The sequence below is a fragment of the Rhodophyticola sp. genome, from assembly GCF_965284195.1.
Taxonomy (GTDB): Bacteria; Pseudomonadota; Alphaproteobacteria; order Rhodobacterales; family Rhodobacteraceae; genus Rhodophyticola.
Genome location: NZ_CBDIRM010000001.1, coordinates 3,891,336 through 3,906,646 on the forward strand (window position 1 = coordinate 3,891,336; position 15,311 = coordinate 3,906,646).

General features: G+C 64.6%; 13 protein-coding genes and 1 riboswitch. Of the genes, 7 read left to right on the forward strand and 6 right to left on the reverse strand.

Features of this window, described 5'->3' with window-relative positions; all coding sequences use genetic code 11:
- Positions 1-41: 41 nt before the first annotated feature.
- Complete coding sequence (locus ACQ651_RS19435; RefSeq protein WP_430450208.1) at positions 42-1,139, reverse strand: PAS domain-containing protein; 1,098 nt, start codon at positions 1,137-1,139, stop codon at positions 42-44.
- Positions 1,140-1,301: 162 nt separating this feature from the next.
- Entirely contained in the window at positions 1,302-1,712 is a 411-nt protein-coding gene (locus tag ACQ651_RS19440) for a metallopeptidase family protein (protein ID WP_430450209.1), read from the reverse strand.
- 63 nt (positions 1,713-1,775) lie between these two features.
- Between ACQ651_RS19440 and gltX the strand changes: the two genes are divergently transcribed.
- Complete coding sequence (gltX, locus tag ACQ651_RS19445; RefSeq protein ID WP_430450210.1) at positions 1,776-3,098, forward strand: glutamate--tRNA ligase; 1,323 nt, start codon at positions 1,776-1,778, stop codon at positions 3,096-3,098.
- A 285-nt stretch (positions 3,099-3,383) separates the two neighbouring features.
- Here the strand turns inward: gltX and ACQ651_RS19450 are convergent, their stop codons facing one another.
- The gene (locus ACQ651_RS19450; RefSeq protein ID WP_430450211.1) at positions 3,384-4,640 is read right to left on the reverse strand and encodes a flavin monoamine oxidase family protein; all 1,257 of its coding nucleotides are present in this window, start codon (positions 4,638-4,640) and stop codon (positions 3,384-3,386) included.
- 205 nt (positions 4,641-4,845) lie between these two features.
- Complete coding sequence (locus tag ACQ651_RS19455) at positions 4,846-5,307, reverse strand: pyridoxamine 5'-phosphate oxidase family protein (protein WP_227284560.1); 462 nt, start codon at positions 5,305-5,307, stop codon at positions 4,846-4,848.
- 273 nt (positions 5,308-5,580) lie between these two features.
- On the opposite strand from ACQ651_RS19455, the gene ACQ651_RS19460 reads away from it, so the two are divergent.
- Positions 5,581-6,039: a DUF2267 domain-containing protein gene (locus ACQ651_RS19460; protein WP_430450212.1), complete on the forward strand. Its 459-nt coding sequence runs from the start codon at positions 5,581-5,583 to the stop codon at positions 6,037-6,039.
- Positions 6,040-6,187: 148 nt separating this feature from the next.
- On the opposite strand, the gene ACQ651_RS19465 is transcribed toward ACQ651_RS19460, so the two are convergent.
- Complete coding sequence (locus ACQ651_RS19465; protein WP_227286038.1) at positions 6,188-6,592, reverse strand: NUDIX hydrolase; 405 nt, start codon at positions 6,590-6,592, stop codon at positions 6,188-6,190.
- Between the two features lie 350 nt (positions 6,593-6,942).
- Here ACQ651_RS19465 and ACQ651_RS19470 point away from each other — a divergent pair, with 350 nt between their 5' ends.
- Together ACQ651_RS19470 and ACQ651_RS19475 are read left to right on the forward strand one after the other, a co-directional pair.
- The gene (locus tag ACQ651_RS19470; protein WP_430450213.1) at positions 6,943-8,232 is read left to right on the forward strand and encodes an MFS transporter; all 1,290 of its coding nucleotides are present in this window, start codon (positions 6,943-6,945) and stop codon (positions 8,230-8,232) included.
- A 298-nt stretch (positions 8,233-8,530) separates the two neighbouring features.
- Entirely contained in the window at positions 8,531-9,925 is a 1,395-nt protein-coding gene (locus ACQ651_RS19475; protein ID WP_430450214.1) for an MATE family efflux transporter, read from the forward strand.
- Here the strand turns inward: ACQ651_RS19475 and ACQ651_RS19480 are convergent.
- Positions 9,899-10,462: a gamma-glutamylcyclotransferase family protein gene (locus tag ACQ651_RS19480; protein ID WP_227284555.1), complete on the reverse strand. Its 564-nt coding sequence runs from the start codon at positions 10,460-10,462 to the stop codon at positions 9,899-9,901. The genes ACQ651_RS19475 and ACQ651_RS19480 overlap by 27 nt on opposite strands.
- 74 nt (positions 10,463-10,536) lie before the next feature.
- A riboswitch (glycine riboswitch) is annotated at positions 10,537-10,629 on the forward strand.
- A 144-nt stretch (positions 10,630-10,773) separates the two neighbouring features.
- Here ACQ651_RS19480 and gcvT point away from each other — a divergent pair.
- The 3 genes from gcvT to gcvP all read left to right on the forward strand — a co-directional run bounded on the left by gcvT (position 10,774) and on the right by gcvP (position 15,272).
- Entirely contained in the window at positions 10,774-11,877 is a 1,104-nt protein-coding gene (gcvT, locus tag ACQ651_RS19485; protein WP_227284554.1) for a glycine cleavage system aminomethyltransferase GcvT, read from the forward strand.
- Between the two features lie 16 nt (positions 11,878-11,893).
- A complete protein-coding gene (gcvH, locus tag ACQ651_RS19490) occupies positions 11,894-12,253 on the forward strand; it encodes a glycine cleavage system protein GcvH (protein WP_121896368.1) in 360 nt (119 codons plus the stop codon).
- 181 nt (positions 12,254-12,434) lie between these two features.
- Positions 12,435-15,272, forward strand: a complete 2,838-nt coding sequence (gcvP, locus tag ACQ651_RS19495) for an aminomethyl-transferring glycine dehydrogenase (protein WP_430450215.1) — start codon at positions 12,435-12,437, stop codon at positions 15,270-15,272.
- The last annotated feature ends 39 nt before the right edge of the window (positions 15,273-15,311 follow it).

Genomic DNA, 15,311 nt, shown 5'->3' on the forward strand with positions numbered 1-15,311 from the left:
AGGTCTCGGCGACCGGTCCGCGCCGGACCCGTTCCCGCCGCTCAGTGCATCTGGGCCGCATCGACCGATGGGGGCTTCAGCGGCACCACGAGGGTCAGAACCCCGCCATCGAAAGGGCCGCCAAGCGTGCTTTCGATCTTTCCGCCCCGGCTTTCGACCATGTTGCGCAAGTCATCATAGTGGTCGGTCGGCTCATCCAGACCCATGGCGAGCGTCGGGTTGGTGGAGAACGGGACGGACTTCCGGTCATCGGCGATCTGCAGTCTCAGGGTGCCGTCGGTTTCCTCCTCGGCCTTGATGTTGATGGCGCGGATCGCCCGCCGGACGGCCTGCGCCACCGACAGGCGCAGGATCAGCGGCAGCGCGACCGGATCGGCGGGCAGCACGCAGGAGGGGTACTGGATGAGCAGACGGGCGCCTGGGTCGAACTGGGCAACCAGATCGGCACAGATATGCCCCAGATCGACGGGCTTGAGATCGGACCCGCTCGCCGATGTCCGCATGCTTTGCTCCGCCAGCTGGACCAGTTGCTTTTCCAGGCTTCCGACCACGTCTAGGGCACAGGACAGCAGATCGAGCTTGCCGTCACCGAGATCGACGAAATCCTCCATCGCCAGCCTGATCATCGCATGTGCGGTGCCAAGCGGGCCCTGAACGTCGGTGGTCGCGACCTCCGCCAGCAGGCGCACCTCGTCATTCAGGCGGGTGAGCCGGGCGATTTTCTTGGCCGCATCGAAATGGCGGTGTTGCAGCTCGGTAACGTCGCGCGCGATGCCGATCAGGCGACAGACCCGGCCATTCCTGTCGAAAACCGGTGACAGGGTGGTCGACCACCAGCGCGTCTCGCCTTCGAGGGTCAGTTCCTCGTGGTAGGAATAGGGTGCGCCGGTTTCAGCGCATTGGCGATAGTTTCTGAGCACCGTCTCGGCCAGCCGTTCGGGGAGCAGATCGGTCGGGCTCATCCCCGCGATATCGGCGCTTTTCATGCCGACATCGCGTTCATAGGCGCGGTTCAGGCCCCTGAACCGAAAACCGCAATTCGATTGCTGGTCGATATCGACCACGAAGACGGGAAGGCTGATCAGATCAAGGACATAGTCGAGATCCTCGTCGGAGATGTCTTGGAAGTCGAACGTCATCGTAAGCGCCTAACCTGAAACTTGGGTGGACGCAGGATATCCTCCGACAGACTAACGGTAAGCTTACCTGTGCGACAATGAACTTAGAGTTTGGCGCAAATCCGAAACAAATCCGGTCGAAGCGGGCCGGACCGCAGGCGGGCCCCCGCGCCCCGCAACCGCCTATTCCCACCAGCGGTCGATCGCGGCGATATCGTCATCCGACCAGCCGAAATGATGCGCAAGTTCATGGACCAGCACATGGGCCACGAGCGTTTCCAGAGGCACGTCGCCGCGATCGGTCCACTCCTCCAGAATGGCGCGGCGGAAAAGCCAGATCGTATCGGGGCCGTAGGGCTGGTCCATCACCGATTTCTCGGTCAGGGGTATGCCTTCGTAAAGGCCTGTCAGATCAAGCGGGTCCGCAATCTCCATTTCGTTCAGGATATAGTCCGGCGCGAAATCCTCGACGCGCAGGGCGACCGCAAGCGCGGCCTCCCCGTAAGGTGGCGGAAGCGCCTCCCGCGCGGCATGGGCCATCATCTCGAAACTGGCGAGATCGGGAGCGGGGGTGTTGCCGGGCAAGCTGGACATTGCCCCGATATGGACAAAATGCGCCGCCTGTGAAAGAGGATCGACGCTGATTTGGAGGCATTCATGACCGTTACCCGTTTTGCGCCCTCACCCACCGGCTATCTTCATGTGGGCAACCTGCGCACCGCCTTGTTCAACTATCTGATCGCACGGAAGGCGGGCGGGCAGTTCATCCTGCGGCTGGACGATACGGATCCGGAGCGTTCGAAACCGGAATATGCCGATGCGATTCAGGAGGATCTGGAATGGCTCGGCTTGACATGGGACCGGCTGGAGCGGCAATCGGCCCGGTTGGACCGGTATGCGGCGGCGGCGGACGAACTGCGGGAAAAGGGCCGTTTCTACGAGGCGTTCGAGACCCCGACCGAGCTGGACCTGAAACGCAAGAAACAACTGAACATGGGTCTGCCGCCGGTCTATGACCGGGCGGCGCTGGCGCTGAGCGCGGCGGACAAGGACGCTTTGCGGGCAGAGCGCGGGCAGGGTGTGTGGCGGTTCAGGCTGGACCATGAGCGGATCGAATGGACCGACGGCATCCTTGGCGATCTGTCGATCGACGCGGCCAGCGTGTCCGACCCGGTGCTGATCCGGGGCGACGGGCAGGTGCTCTATACGCTGGCCTCGGTGGTGGACGACACCGAGATGGGGATCACCGATGTGGTGCGCGGATCGGACCATGTGACCAACACCGCGACGCAGATCCAGATCATCGATGCGCTGGGCGGGCATGTGCCGCGTTTCGCGCATCACTCGCTGCTGACCGGCCCGCAGGGGGAGGCGCTGTCGAAACGTCTGGGCACGCTGGCGCTGCGCGATTTGCGGGCGACCGGGGTGGAGCCGCTGGCGCTTCTGAGCCACATGGCGCGGATCGGCTCGTCTCAGCCGGTTGAACTGGCCGGATCGCTTGAGGAACTGGCCGACGGGTTCGACCTTGGCCATTTCGGCGCCGCGCCGACCAAATTCGATGTGCAGGATCTCTACCCGCTGACCGGGCGCTATCTGCACGGCCTACCGCTGGAGGCCGTTGCGGAGGACGTGGCCGCGCTGGGCGTGCCCGAGGCGCTGGCCGCGCCGTTCTGGAACGTGGCGCGGGCGAACATCACGACCCGCGCCGATCTGGCCGGGTGGTGGGCGCTGTTCCGGGACGGGGCGACACCGCTGGTGGATGCCGAAGACCGGGATTTCGTGGCCGATGCCTTCGCCATGCTGCCCGATCCGCCCTATACGGCGGAGACCTGGAGCACATGGACGGATGCGGTGAAGGCCGCGAGCGGGCGCAAGGGGCGGGGGCTGTTCATGCCGCTGCGCAAGGCGGTCACGGGGCTGGAACGGGGGCCGGAGATGGCCGATGTGATGCCGCTTCTGCAAAAGAAGCCAGTCCTGTAGGCCCCCGGAACAAGCGGCGGCCGAGCGCGGTGTCGCAAGATGGCCGGCGGCGCTGCGCGGGCACCCGGGAAGAAGTCCGCTGATGTGAGCCCACGCCACCGGAGGAGCGGCGGCGATGTTCTTTTCACCGGGAGACCGGAAGCGCGCTGCGGCGGCCATGGTATTTGTCACCGGGTCGGCCTGCGGGGTCGATAGACGCCTGAGAAAGCTGGGGCCTTTCCCGTCGTCCTTGAGATATGCGCGCCGAGCCTGTTGGTCCGGCTTGTCCGCGGGCGACGCGGGCGTTCAGCCGACCTCTCTTTTCATCCTCAGGGCCAGCCTGCGGGCCTGCTCCCGACCGCTTTCATAGGCGCCATGCGCCGCCCCGGTCCAGTACGGCGAAAAGGCCTCGCCCGCGAAGACGATGTTGTCCGTCTCCATGGAGATCGCCCGGCGTCTTTGCCTGGCTGCGCGGGGGCGCGCATTGGAGTAGCTTCCCAAAATCAGCGGGTTGTGGCTCCAGTCGCTGGTGCCGGACGCGATGATCCCGCGCCGGAAGTCGTTCCCGAACGCCTGAACCAGCCTCTCCGTCGCAAGGGCGATCATCGCCGGTCCACCTTCGTCGATCGCCGGGCCTGCCGCATCGCCGGCCAGATGGGCGATCAGCACCGGCGGCGAGGTCGACATGATCTGGAAGTCTATCGCCCTTGCGCCCGAGCCCGGGTCGATCATGCAGAAGATCTTCCCGGCGGTCTCCGGAGGGAGGTCGGTCACCGCAAGGGCCACTTTTTCATACTTGCCGCAGGGCAGGTCGGCGATGATGTCGAGCAGTTCGCTCGCGGGTCCGGGCGAGAAGCCGATCGAACCCGAGGCCAGAACGCTTGTCGAGGCGGTGATGATCGCGGCCTTTGCCGATATCGTGCCTGCGGAGGTGTCGAGCGTGACCGAGCCCGCTCTCTGCAGCACCTTTTCGACCCGTACATTCAGTTTGATCGGAAGGTTGGAGGCCATCCGGGCAAAAAGATCGCCGTAGCCGGAGATCACCGGCCAGTTCAGGTCGGTGTCTTCACCGTCGACATAGTCGGGCGCGGAGACCTCTTCAGGATTTGCGCCGGCCATGGTTTGCAGCACGCAGCGAACGCCTGCGTTCCAGCGCCCGGCATCGGGAAGTATCTCCTGGATGGAAACGTCGTTTTCGGCCTCGGCCGCGGCTTCGATTGCATCGAAGGCCGCCAGCGGGGCGGCGCGGGCCCCCGCCAGCTCGGCGGCGGAAACGAACCGTCCCGCCTGCCAGATCGCGAAATGATCGACGCGGTCCTCCGTCCGGTAGACGGCGCCGAGCCGGTCGGCCCATGCGACAAGCGGATTGATGTCGGCGGAATGCAGCCAGTGACAGCCATGGTCCCACGCGACGGGCAAGGTCGATGCGTCTGTCAGCGCGCGTCCTCCGACACGATCTGCAGCCTCCAGAACGACGAAGCTCAAATCCGTCCCGGCGAGTTCGAGCCCGGCGCCGATGCCCGCGGCGCCTGCTCCGACAATGACCACGTCATGGGAGTGCATGGCGAAAAGGTAACTCAGCTATGTCGAAACCGCCAGCAAGCGGCGGCGGCCAAGCCGGTGTGCCCGTGCCTCGCGCGGGGGGCTGTCGGAGCTTGGCTCCAACACTCCAACCATGGCAGCGCCAGGACGAGGCGGGCCTTTGCCCGCGGAGGAGATTGCGCCCGGCGCCAAAGCCGTGATCTGTCAGGCGATGGCGGGGCCTCCGTCACTCGGTGGCGAAGCGCGGCCCGGTGCGAAAAAAGCTTACATCATTGGTGAATATGCTGTCGGGGACGAGCCGGATCAGGCGGCCCGAAGGGTCCGGGATGCGGGCCACATTCTCGATGAACCAGGGGTTCCAGCGGGTTTCGTCGGGGCCAAGGTACCGCGACAGCAGGCGGCGGAACAGATCCTGATCCATCGCTTCGACCGTGGCGCGGCCGCGCAGGCCCAGATGGCGCATGATGCCGCGCGCGTTGTCGTAGTCGACGATTTCGACCGCGACCTGAGGCGTCTGGCGGATCCGGCGGACCGAACTTGTGCCGTCGTCCGAAAGCATGGAGAGCGCGCCGTCTTCCCAATGATACCAGACCGGCGCGCATCGGGGCGCGCCATCGGCTTCGCAGGTGGCGAGGCTCGCCACCAGAGGCAGGCGCAGAACCTCCTCGTGATCGAACGCTTTGGGCATGGAGGTCCTTCCCGGGCAAGAGGGCCGCGCGCACGCGCCGGCACCGGAGAGATTGCATGACGGGAGAGGGCGCAACAAGCACGAACAGCCGGGTCAGGGGCGCGGCGCAAAAGGGGCAGAGGACCGCGAAAGTGGGCTCACACCGGGCCCGGCGCATCAGGATCGCGCGATGGCGGAACGGCGGAACGCCGCCGCCCGTCACGACATCGACATCCGGCCCCCGATCTCTTTAGGCTGGGTGCGGTTCGAGTCGCGTCGACAGGGAGATCACCGATGCCGATGCCATGGACATACCGGCACGCGTCCAAGGAATGGCGTGCCTTTCTCGACGATGTGAAAGAGCGGATGCCCCTTGAATCCGACAACATGGCCTATACCGCCGTCGATGCGGTGTTGCAGGTGTTCCGGCGCCGTCTGACCGCGCAGCAGGGGCTGGATTTCGCAAGCGTTCTTCCAACCGTCCTGCGCGCGATCTTCGTGAACGGTTGGGATGTGACCGACCCGCCCGTTGCGTTCGCCGACAGGCGCGTGCTTATCGACGAGGTGAAGCGGGTGCGGGTGAACCACAACCTGACACCGGACAATGCGATCGAGGCGACCGCCTGGGCCATCCGGCGCTGCACCGACAAGAGAGACTTCGAGCGCGTGCTGGCCCAGATGCCCGACGGCGCGGCGGCCTTTTGGCACGTGGAGGTGGACGACCCTTCGGAACTCGACCAACGGATCATCTAGCAGGGGCGCATCACCCCCGGTTCAAGGGGCCGGAGGCTGTGATGGGAGGGGTTCCGTCCGGCTGATCGGTGCCGAAGAGCGGGTTTGCGGGACTTTGCAGACTTTTGCTACACCGGCCCCAACGACCGAAGTGACTGCTTCAACGAAATCATATCTGGGCGAAAAACTCTGCCACACGAGGTTGAAAATGCGGTACAGCATCATCTCGAGAACAGAAACGATCAGCCGGCATGAGTTCCCACCTTTGCCCTTCGTCGCCAAATTGAATTTTTTCGATCTGTTTAGGACTTATAGGAGCGGCAAAAAAGTGGGACGCAAAGCCAGTCGCTCTTGAATATTTCTTTTCCCAAACAATGCTATTGGGTTGAATGCTCAGCCCTAGTTCTTCGTCTAGTTCTCGGTAGAGAGCCTCACGCGGAGTCTCGTTTTCTTCGATCCCACCGCCAGGCAGGTCCCAGAAATTTGGAAACTTTATGAACGAAACATTGTCTCTCAGTATCGAGACAAGCGATGTTTGGTGATAGAGTATGATTTTGGAGCCACTTTGCGACATCAACGCTCTTCCTTCATTTCCCTAAGTTGACCTTCGCTGCCCTGCAGAAAGGCGTCAAGATGGGCTCACTGCCGACCTCGGATGCGGCGCGGCATCGGCATGATATGGGATGCCCGGCTAGGTAAGGACGGCCCTTAGTGGACCTCGGGCTGTCGTCCCGCCTGCCGCGGTGCGGCCCGTCAAACCGGCAGCTCGCTGCACCTGTATGATCTCAACGCTGGCGGATGTCCAAACAGCGGGACGAAGCAGCCCCTCGCCCCGCTTGCACGAACATCCGCTTTGGTGCGCGGCACAGGTTCTGGCTCACTTGATGTATTGTGTATGTCGACACCAACGGCGATCCTGCAAGGATGGCCACCGAAATCGAGTTCTCATACGCCGCACTGAACGAGCCCGCGCGCCGGCACATTCGCGTGTTTCAGATACACCAGTTCCTTGACCGTTTTGCGATGGGACTGACAGTCGCCGTTGTCGCTCTGGCACTGACCGACCGGGGCATGGACCTCTTTCAGATCTCGCTTCTCTTCGGGGTCTACTCGCTCACGACGATGGCGATGGAGCTGCCGTTCGGTGGCCTGGCCGACAGCATTGGCCGCAAGCCGGTCTTTTTGACGGCGGTCGTCGCCAGCCTGATGTCGCTCGCGCTCTTTCTCTCGACAAGCGATTTCCTTGTTCTGGCGCTTTCCTTCGCGTTCATCGGGTTTGGACGTGCACTCAGGTCGGGCACGCTTGATGCGTGGTTCGTCGAAACGTTCAAGGCCACTGCGCCCAATGTGGATGTCCAGCCCGCACTGGCCAAAGCGCAATGGGCCAATGCCATGGGCCTGGCCATTGGCGCGGTCTTGGGAGGTCTTTTGCCCGATATTTTGGGCGAGGTCGCGAAAAGCCTTGGGTTCAGCATCTATGATGTGTCCTACGTGGCAAGCTTCGGTGTGATGTTGGGCGTGTTTGTTTTCACGATGTTGGCCATTGTCGAAAAACCGCGTCCGAGAGACGTCACCGCTCTCATGCACGGCTTCGCCAGTGTCCCGACGGTGATAAAGGACGCGAGCCGTTTGGCCGTGAGACATACCACATTGTCGATCCTTCTGGCCGCGTTGGCGTTCTTTCTGATGGCAGCCAACCCTGTCGAGGTGATCTGGCCGACCCACGCAAAACCCATGTTGGACGTGGGTTATGCAAACACCGTCATCGGTGTCGTCACTGCGACCTATTTCTTCTCCATCGCGTTCGGCGCATCTTTGTCTCCGCATATCAGCCGGATCTTCAGGCGGCGGCACGCCATGACGCTGGCGGCGAGTTTTGCCTGCCTGGCAGGCGTTCAGATCGCATTGGCGTGGCAGGGCAATATCATCGGCTTTGTGGCGGTGTTTGTGTTGTATTCCGTGATCCTTGGTGTCACCGAAACGCCGGCCAGCAGCATTCTGCATCGCTGTGTGGACGACGGTCAGCGGTCCACCATGCTGTCTTTGCGGTCGCTAATACAGCAATTGGGGGGCGCGTTGGGTCTGGTTTTGGCGGGAACTGTCGCCGAGATTTACGCCACACCTATCGCATGGAGTGTCGGTGCGGTGCTTCTGGTCATTGCAGTGATGCTGTCCTTGGTGTTGGTCAGACGACTGGCCGTGGAAAGCCGATAGCTGACCTGCATGCGCCGTGCAGCAACCTTTACTTGGCCTCCAGGCCGCCCTCCGAAAGCCTCCCCAGCCGACGCGCCGGACGCGGTGGCGTCGGGGTGCGCGATGGCCCACCGGGCGCCCTCCGGCAGGGAGAGTTTCGGGGCCCTTCCCGAAGCTGAGCGAAGCGGGGGGCTGCCCCGGAGACGCGGCGCGCCGCGATAATCCGCGGACATGAGCGGCAATCTCTCCCGCGGCAGACATGAAAAACACTGGTCGGCCCTGTCCATTCGTGCCACGCCTTGAGCAGGAAGGGACGCGCATGGCACAGGCACAGGCGAAATTTCTGACCGGCAATCTCTTCCGGCATATCAGCATCATGTCGCTGACCGCCTCGATCGGGTTGATGGCCGTCTTTCTGGTCGATTTCATCGACATGATCTTCATCGCGATGCTGGGCAAGGCGGAGTTGGCCGCGGCCGTGGGCTATGCCGGGGCGATCCTGTTCTTCACGACCTCTTTCGGGATCGGCATGGCCATTGCCGGCGGCGCGCTGGTGGCGCGCGCTCTGGGCGAGGGCGACGCCATGCTGGCGCAGCGGCGCGCGACCAACAGCCTGATCTTCGGGGTCGCCTTCGGTGCGGTGTTCAGCGCGATCGTCTGGGTCAACCTGCACGGGCTGACGGCGCTGGTGGGCGCAAGCGGCCAGACCCAGGACCTGGCGGTGCAGTATCTGCGGATCATCATCCCCTCCCTCCCGTTCCTGCTGGTGGGCATGGTGGGCGGTGCGATCCTGCGCGCCCATGGCGATGCGCGCCGCGCGATGATGGCGACGATCTATGGCGGGCTGGTCAATGCGGTTCTGGACCCGATCCTGATCTTCGGGCTCGATCTGGAGCTGACCGGCGCGGCCCTTGCCTCGGTCGCGGCGCGGGTGACCATCGCGGCCACCGCACTGATCCCGATCCTGCGGCATCATGGCGGTTTCGGGCAGCCCGATCTTCCGGGCCTGCGCGCCGATCTTTCGCCGGTCGTCACGCTGGCCTTTCCGGCGATCCTGACGCAACTGGCCACGCCTGTCGGGCAAGCCTATGTCACGCGATCCATGGCAAGCTATGGCGAAGAGGCGGTGGCGGGCATGGCCATCGTGGCGCGGCTGACGCCGGTGGCGTTTGGCGTGATCTTTGCCCTGTCGGGGGCGGTCGGGCCGATCATCGGGCAGAATTTCGGGGCGCGGGACGCGGCGCGTGTCAGGCGCGCCTATTGGGACGGGCTGATCTTCACCGCGCTGGTGGTGATCCTCGTCACGGCGGTGTTGTTCGCCCTGCGCGGGCCGATCGCGGATCTGTTCTCTGCCAGCGGCATCACCCGCGACCTGGTTTTTCTTTTCTGCGGCCCGCTGGCGCTGGCTTTCTTTTTCAACGGAATGATCTTCGTCTCGAACGCGGCATTCAACAATCTGGGGCACCCGTATTACTCGACATGGATCAACTGGGGCCGGCACACGGCGGGCACGATCCCGCTGGTGATCGTGTTTTCGGTGTGGTTCGGCGCGGCAGGCGTGCTGATCGGGCAGGCGGTGGGGGGTGTGCTTTTCGGGCTGGTCTCGCTCTGGCTGGCGCTCAGGGTGATCGCGAAACAGGAGGGGGCCGGGGCCGAGCCGGGCCCGTTCCAGCGCCAGGCGCGCCTGCTACAGCTTTTTTATCACCGCCGATAGCCGCTCAAGATTGTCGTCGACAAAGGCCCTTTCATCGGCTTCGAGCGGCTGCGCGCGGGCATAGACGGGGGCCGCGCGGTCATTCAGGATCGGCGCGTCCCAGCCTGCGGTGGTGTCGAAGAAGCCTTGCGCGCCCGCTGCGCCGAACTCGCGCAGATACCCTTGGATCACCGTGTCGAGATAGCTGAGCAGGATCGGGTGTTCGTCGGTCGCGTCGGTGTCGTGTTCGGGCCGGGTGCGATAGATCTGGATATCGGGCAGATGGCCGTGGTCATGGGTGATCTGGGCGACCGGCAGGCGGTGATAGGCATGTTCGCGTTGGTCGAGCGCCGTCCAGTCGGCGCCGGGGACGGCCGCGATCAGCCCGTCGATCGACATGTCCGGCGCCTCCACCGCGGTCAGATACGCGGCTTTGCGCAGACGGGTGCGTTTCCAGGTGCGTGCCCAGCCCGTGACCCGCGCCCGCGCGGGGCGGGGGAAGTCATGTGTGGCGCGATTGACCAGGCTGCCATAGCCGAAGAAAAACGGGTCGGACATGGGCGCCAGTGATGACCATTTGCACCGCTGCACGCAACCCCTTGCCGAACGCGAGAATCCGGGTATCTTCGGCACCGTTCAGACAGGGAGAACCCGGCAAGACGCGCCGGTGCCGAAGGAGCAACCGCCCCGGTAAACTCTCAGGCAACAGGGACCTGTCTGCGCCAAGAAACTCTGGAGAGAGATGCCGGGAGGCATCCGCCGAAGGGATAACGATCTCAGGCGAAAGGACAGAGGGGGCATCGAGGGTCGCGCGCGTGCTGCGCGGCCGAAACGATGCCGGGCCTGCCCCGGGTAGACCCGAGGGACCGATGGCCGAAGAACTCAACCGTTTGCCGCTTCATGCGCTACACGCCGAACTGGGCGGAAAGTTCGTGCCCTTCGCGGGCTATGAGATGGCGGTGCAATACGCCGATGGCGTGATGGCCGAGCATCTCTGGTGCCGCGAAAAGGCGGGTCTGTTCGATGTCAGCCACATGGGGCAGGTTCTGCTGCCGCCGGATCAGGCGCAGGCGCTGGAGGCGTTGGTGCCGGTCGATGTGCTGGATCTGGAGGTCGGGCGGCAGCGCTATGGCTTCTTCACCAATGACGATGGCGGCATTCTGGACGACCTGATGATCGCGCGGCGCGACGCGGACCTGTTTCTGGTGGTCAACGCGGCCTGCAAGGCGGCCGATATCGCGCATCTTCGCGCGCATCTGGGCGGTGTGCAGCCGGTGGAGGGGCGTGCCCTGCTGGCGTTGCAGGGACCGCTGGCGGAGGCGGCCCTGACCCGGATGGTGCCGGATGCGGCGGCGATGCGGTTCATGGATGTGGCGGTGATGACGTGGCAGGGGGCCGAGCTGTGGCTGTCGCGTTCGGGCTATACCGGCGAGGACGGCTTCGAGATTTCGCTGCCGGCGGAAAATGCCGAGGCCTTTGCCCGCGCCCTGCTGGAGATGGAGGAGGTTGCGCCCATCGGTCTGGGCGCGCGCGATTCCCTGCGTCTGGAGGCCGGGTTGCCGCTTTACGGGCAGGATCTGAGCCCCGGGATTTCCCCGATCGAGGCGCGTCTGGGCTGGGCCGTGTCCAAGGCGCGGCGGGCGGATGGCGCGCGCGCGGGCGGGTTCCCCGGAGCGCCGCGCATCCTTGCCGAAATGGCCGGGGGTGCCTTGCGCAAACGTGTGGGTCTGAGGCCCGAGGGGCGCGCGCCGATGCGCGCGGGCGTGCCGCTATTCGCCGATGCCGAAGGCGGGCCCGGGATCGGGGTTGTCACCTCGGGCGGGTTCGGGCCATCGGTGGGCGGGCCGATTGCCATGGGCCTGATTGACAGCGCGGTGCCCGATGGGGCCATGGTTTATGGCGAGGTTCGTGGCAAACGCCTGCCTGCGGCGCAGGTCGCGATACCGTTCTACAAGAAGACATACAAACGCTGAGCGAGGGAACAGACCGATGAAATACACCGAGGAACACGAATGGCTGCGTGTCGAGGACGATCTGGTGGTGGTGGGCATTACCGAATATGCCGCCACGCAACTGGGCGATGTGGTGTTCGTGGAACTGCCGGAGGAGGGGCTTGAGGTTGTCAAGGATGACGAGGTCGTGGTGATCGAGAGCGTGAAGGCGGCGTCCGACATTCTGGCGCCGCTGGATGGCGAGATCGTCGAAGTGAACACGGCGCTTACGGACAATCCCGGGCTGGTGAACGAAGACCCCACCGGTGCGGCGTGGTTCTTCAAGATGAAGCTGGAAGACATGAGCGCGATGGACGACCTGCTGGACGAAGCCGCCTACAAGGCCCTGATCGAATGACGATGACGCGGATCGTGGCCGGGCGCGACGTAGAGGTCCCTTGCGGTTTGGCCCGGGCCCGCCGTCTGGGCCTTGGCCCCGCTCCGCAAATCCACCACGGGGGGCATCGCCGGGCCCGCCTGCGCGCGCCTGCCGGAAATCTCGTGACTATCCTTTGCCACGCCTGAACGGGAACACCTTCATGACCTTCACGCCGTCCGACTACGACCCCACCGATTTCGCAAATCGCCGCCATATCGGCCCCTCGCCGTCCGAGATGGCCGAGATGCTGGCCGAGGTCGGTGCGGGCAGCCTTGACGAGTTGATGGATCAGACGCTGCCAAGCTCGATCCGGCAGAAGAGGCCGCTGGACTGGCCCGCCCTGTCGGAGGCGGAACTGATCGCGCGGATGCGCGAGATCGCGGCCAAGAACAAGGTCATGGTGAGCATGATCGGGCAGGGCTATTACAACACGCATACCCCGCCCGCGATCCAGCGGAACGTGCTGGAAAACCCGGCCTGGTACACCGCCTACACCCCCTATCAGCCGGAGATCGCGCAGGGCCGTCTGGAAGCGTTGCTGAATTTCCAGACCATGGTGGCCGATCTGACCGGCCTTGAGGTGGCCAATGCCTCGCTTCTGGATGAAAGCACGGCCTGCGCGGAAGCGATGGTGATGGCGCAGCGGGTGGCGAAATCGAAGGCCACGGCATTTTTCGTGGACGAGAACTGCCATCCGCAGAACATCGCGGTGATCCGGACGCGGGCCGCGCCCTTGGGGATCGACGTGATCGTCGGCGCCCCCGCCGATCTGGACGCCTCGGCAGTGTTCGGGGCGCTGTTTCAGTATCCGGGCACCTATGGCGGGCTTGCCGACCCGTCGGCGCAGATCGCCGCACTGCACGAGGCGAAGGCGATCGGGATCGTCTGCACCGATCTGCTGGCGCTGACGCTGATCAAGGAGCCCGGCGCGATGGATGCCGATATCGCCGTGGGCTCGGCGCAGCGCTTCGGCGTGCCGCTTGGGTATGGCGGCCCGCATGCGGCCTTCATGGCCTGCCGGGACGCCTATAAACGCGCGATCCCGGGCCGGCTGGTGGGGGTCAGCATCGACAGCCACGGGCACAAGGCCTTCCGTCTGGCGCTGCAAACCCGGGAGCAGCATATCCGCCGCGAGAAGGCGACCTCGAATGTCTGCACGGCTCAGGCGCTGCTGGCGGTGATGGCCTCGTTCTACGCGGTGTTCCACGGCCCGCTTGGGCTGAAAGCGATTGCGGAACAGGTGCATCTGAAGGCGGTGCGTCTGGCGGCCTCCCTGCGCGCGGGCGGGTTCGCACCCGAGCAGGACCGGTTTTTCGATACGATCACCGTGCCGGTGGGCAATATGCAAAGCCGGATCATGGCCGCCGCCGTGGCGCGCGGGATCAACCTGCGGGATGTGGGCTCGGACCGGATCGGAATATCGGTGGACGAAACCACGACGGTGGAGCATCTGGCCGCGGTGTGCCGCGCCTTCGGCGTGTTGTTCGCGGGGCCGCAGAACCTGCCGGCGATCCCGGGCGATCTGTTGCGGACGTCGGAGTATCTGACCCATCCGATTTTCCACATGAACCGGGCCGAATCCGAGATGATGCGCTATATGCGGCGCCTGTCGGACCGGGATCTGGCGCTGGACCGGGCGATGATTCCGCTTGGCTCCTGCACGATGAAGCTGAACGCCGCGGTCGAGATGATGCCGATCACATGGCCTGAATTCGGCGCGATGCACCCGTTTGCCCCGGCCGATCAGGCCGAAGGCTATGCAGACATGCTGGAGGATCTGTCGGCCAAGCTGTGCGAGATCACCGGCTATGACGCAATGTCGATGCAGCCCAATTCGGGCGCGCAGGGGGAATATGCGGGGCTTCTGACCATTGCCGCCTATCACCGCGCCAATGGCGAGGCGCACCGCAACATCTGCCTGATCCCGGTGTCGGCCCATGGCACCAACCCGGCCTCCGCGCAGATGGCGGGGATGAAGGTGGTGGTGGTGGCCGCCGCCGCCAACGGCGATATCGACGTGGAGGATTTCCGCGCCAAGGCGGAGGCCGCCGGGGAGAACCTTGCGGCCTGCATGATCACCTACCCGTCGACCCACGGGGTTTTCGAAAAGACCGTCGGCGAGGTGTGCAAGATCACCCATGCCCACGGCGGGCAGGTCTATCTGGACGGCGCCAATCTGAACGCGATGGTGGGGCTGTCGAAGCCGGGCGAGATCGGGGCGGATGTCTCTCACCTGAACCTGCACAAGACCTTCTGCATCCCGCATGGCGGCGGCGGGCCCGGCATGGGGCCGATCGGGGTGAAGGCGCATCTGGCCCCTTATCTGCCGGGCCACCCCGAAACCGGCGGAACGGAGGGGCCGGTCAGCGCCGCGCCTTATGGCTCCGCCTCGATCCTGCCGATCTCCTATGCCTATTGCCTGCTGATGGGCGGGCAGGGCATCACGCAGGCGACCAAGGTTGCGATCCTGAACGCGAATTACATCGCGGCCCGCCTGAACGCGGCCTTCCCGGTTCTGTTCAAGGGCAAGAGCGGCCATGTGGCCCATGAATGCATTCTGGATACGCGCCCCTTCGCCGAGGCGGGCATCACCGTGGATGACATCGCCAAACGTCTGATCGATAACGGGTTTCACGCGCCCACCATGAGCTGGCCCGTGGCCGGTACATTGATGGTGGAGCCCACGGAATCGGAGACCAAGGCCGAGATCGACCGGTTCTGCGACGCGATGCTGTCGATTCGGGCGGAGATCGCGGATGTGGAGGCGGGAAAGATCGCGGCCGCCGACAGCCCGCTGCACCATGCGCCGCATACGGTCGAGGATCTGATCGGCGACTGGGACAGGGCCTATACCCGGGAACAGGGATGTTTCCCCGCCGGTGCCTTCCGGGTGGACAAGTACTGGCCGCCGGTCAACCGGGTCGACAATGTCTATGGGGACCGGCATCTGATCTGCACCTGCCCGCCGCTGGAGGAATATCTCGACGCGGCGGAATGAGCGCAGGCGGCGGGGCCGGTGAGAGGGCCGGCCCCTGAC

Bases quoted from the DNA above. Each gene is read 5' to 3' on its own strand.
- ACQ651_RS19435 (WP_430450208.1), bottom strand. From the start codon at position 1,139: ATGACGTTCGACTTCCAAGACATCTCCGACGAGGATCTCGACTATGTC.
- ACQ651_RS19440 (WP_430450209.1), bottom strand. From the start codon at position 1,712: ATGTCCAGCTTGCCCGGCAACACCCCCGCTCCCGATCTCGCCAGTTTC.
- gltX (WP_430450210.1), top strand. From the start codon at position 1,776: ATGACCGTTACCCGTTTTGCGCCCTCACCCACCGGCTATCTTCATGTG.
- ACQ651_RS19450 (WP_430450211.1), bottom strand. From the start codon at position 4,640: ATGCACTCCCATGACGTGGTCATTGTCGGAGCAGGCGCCGCGGGCATC.
- ACQ651_RS19455 (WP_227284560.1), bottom strand. From the start codon at position 5,307: ATGCCCAAAGCGTTCGATCACGAGGAGGTTCTGCGCCTGCCTCTGGTG.
- ACQ651_RS19460 (WP_430450212.1), top strand. From the start codon at position 5,581: ATGCCGATGCCATGGACATACCGGCACGCGTCCAAGGAATGGCGTGCC.
- ACQ651_RS19465 (WP_227286038.1), bottom strand. From the start codon at position 6,592: ATGTCGCAAAGTGGCTCCAAAATCATACTCTATCACCAAACATCGCTT.
- ACQ651_RS19470 (WP_430450213.1), top strand. From the start codon at position 6,943: ATGGCCACCGAAATCGAGTTCTCATACGCCGCACTGAACGAGCCCGCG.
- ACQ651_RS19475 (WP_430450214.1), top strand. From the start codon at position 8,531: ATGGCACAGGCACAGGCGAAATTTCTGACCGGCAATCTCTTCCGGCAT.
- ACQ651_RS19480 (WP_227284555.1), bottom strand. From the start codon at position 10,462: ATGTCCGACCCGTTTTTCTTCGGCTATGGCAGCCTGGTCAATCGCGCC.
- gcvT (WP_227284554.1), top strand. From the start codon at position 10,774: ATGGCCGAAGAACTCAACCGTTTGCCGCTTCATGCGCTACACGCCGAA.
- gcvH (WP_121896368.1), top strand. From the start codon at position 11,894: ATGAAATACACCGAGGAACACGAATGGCTGCGTGTCGAGGACGATCTG.
- gcvP (WP_430450215.1), top strand. From the start codon at position 12,435: ATGACCTTCACGCCGTCCGACTACGACCCCACCGATTTCGCAAATCGC.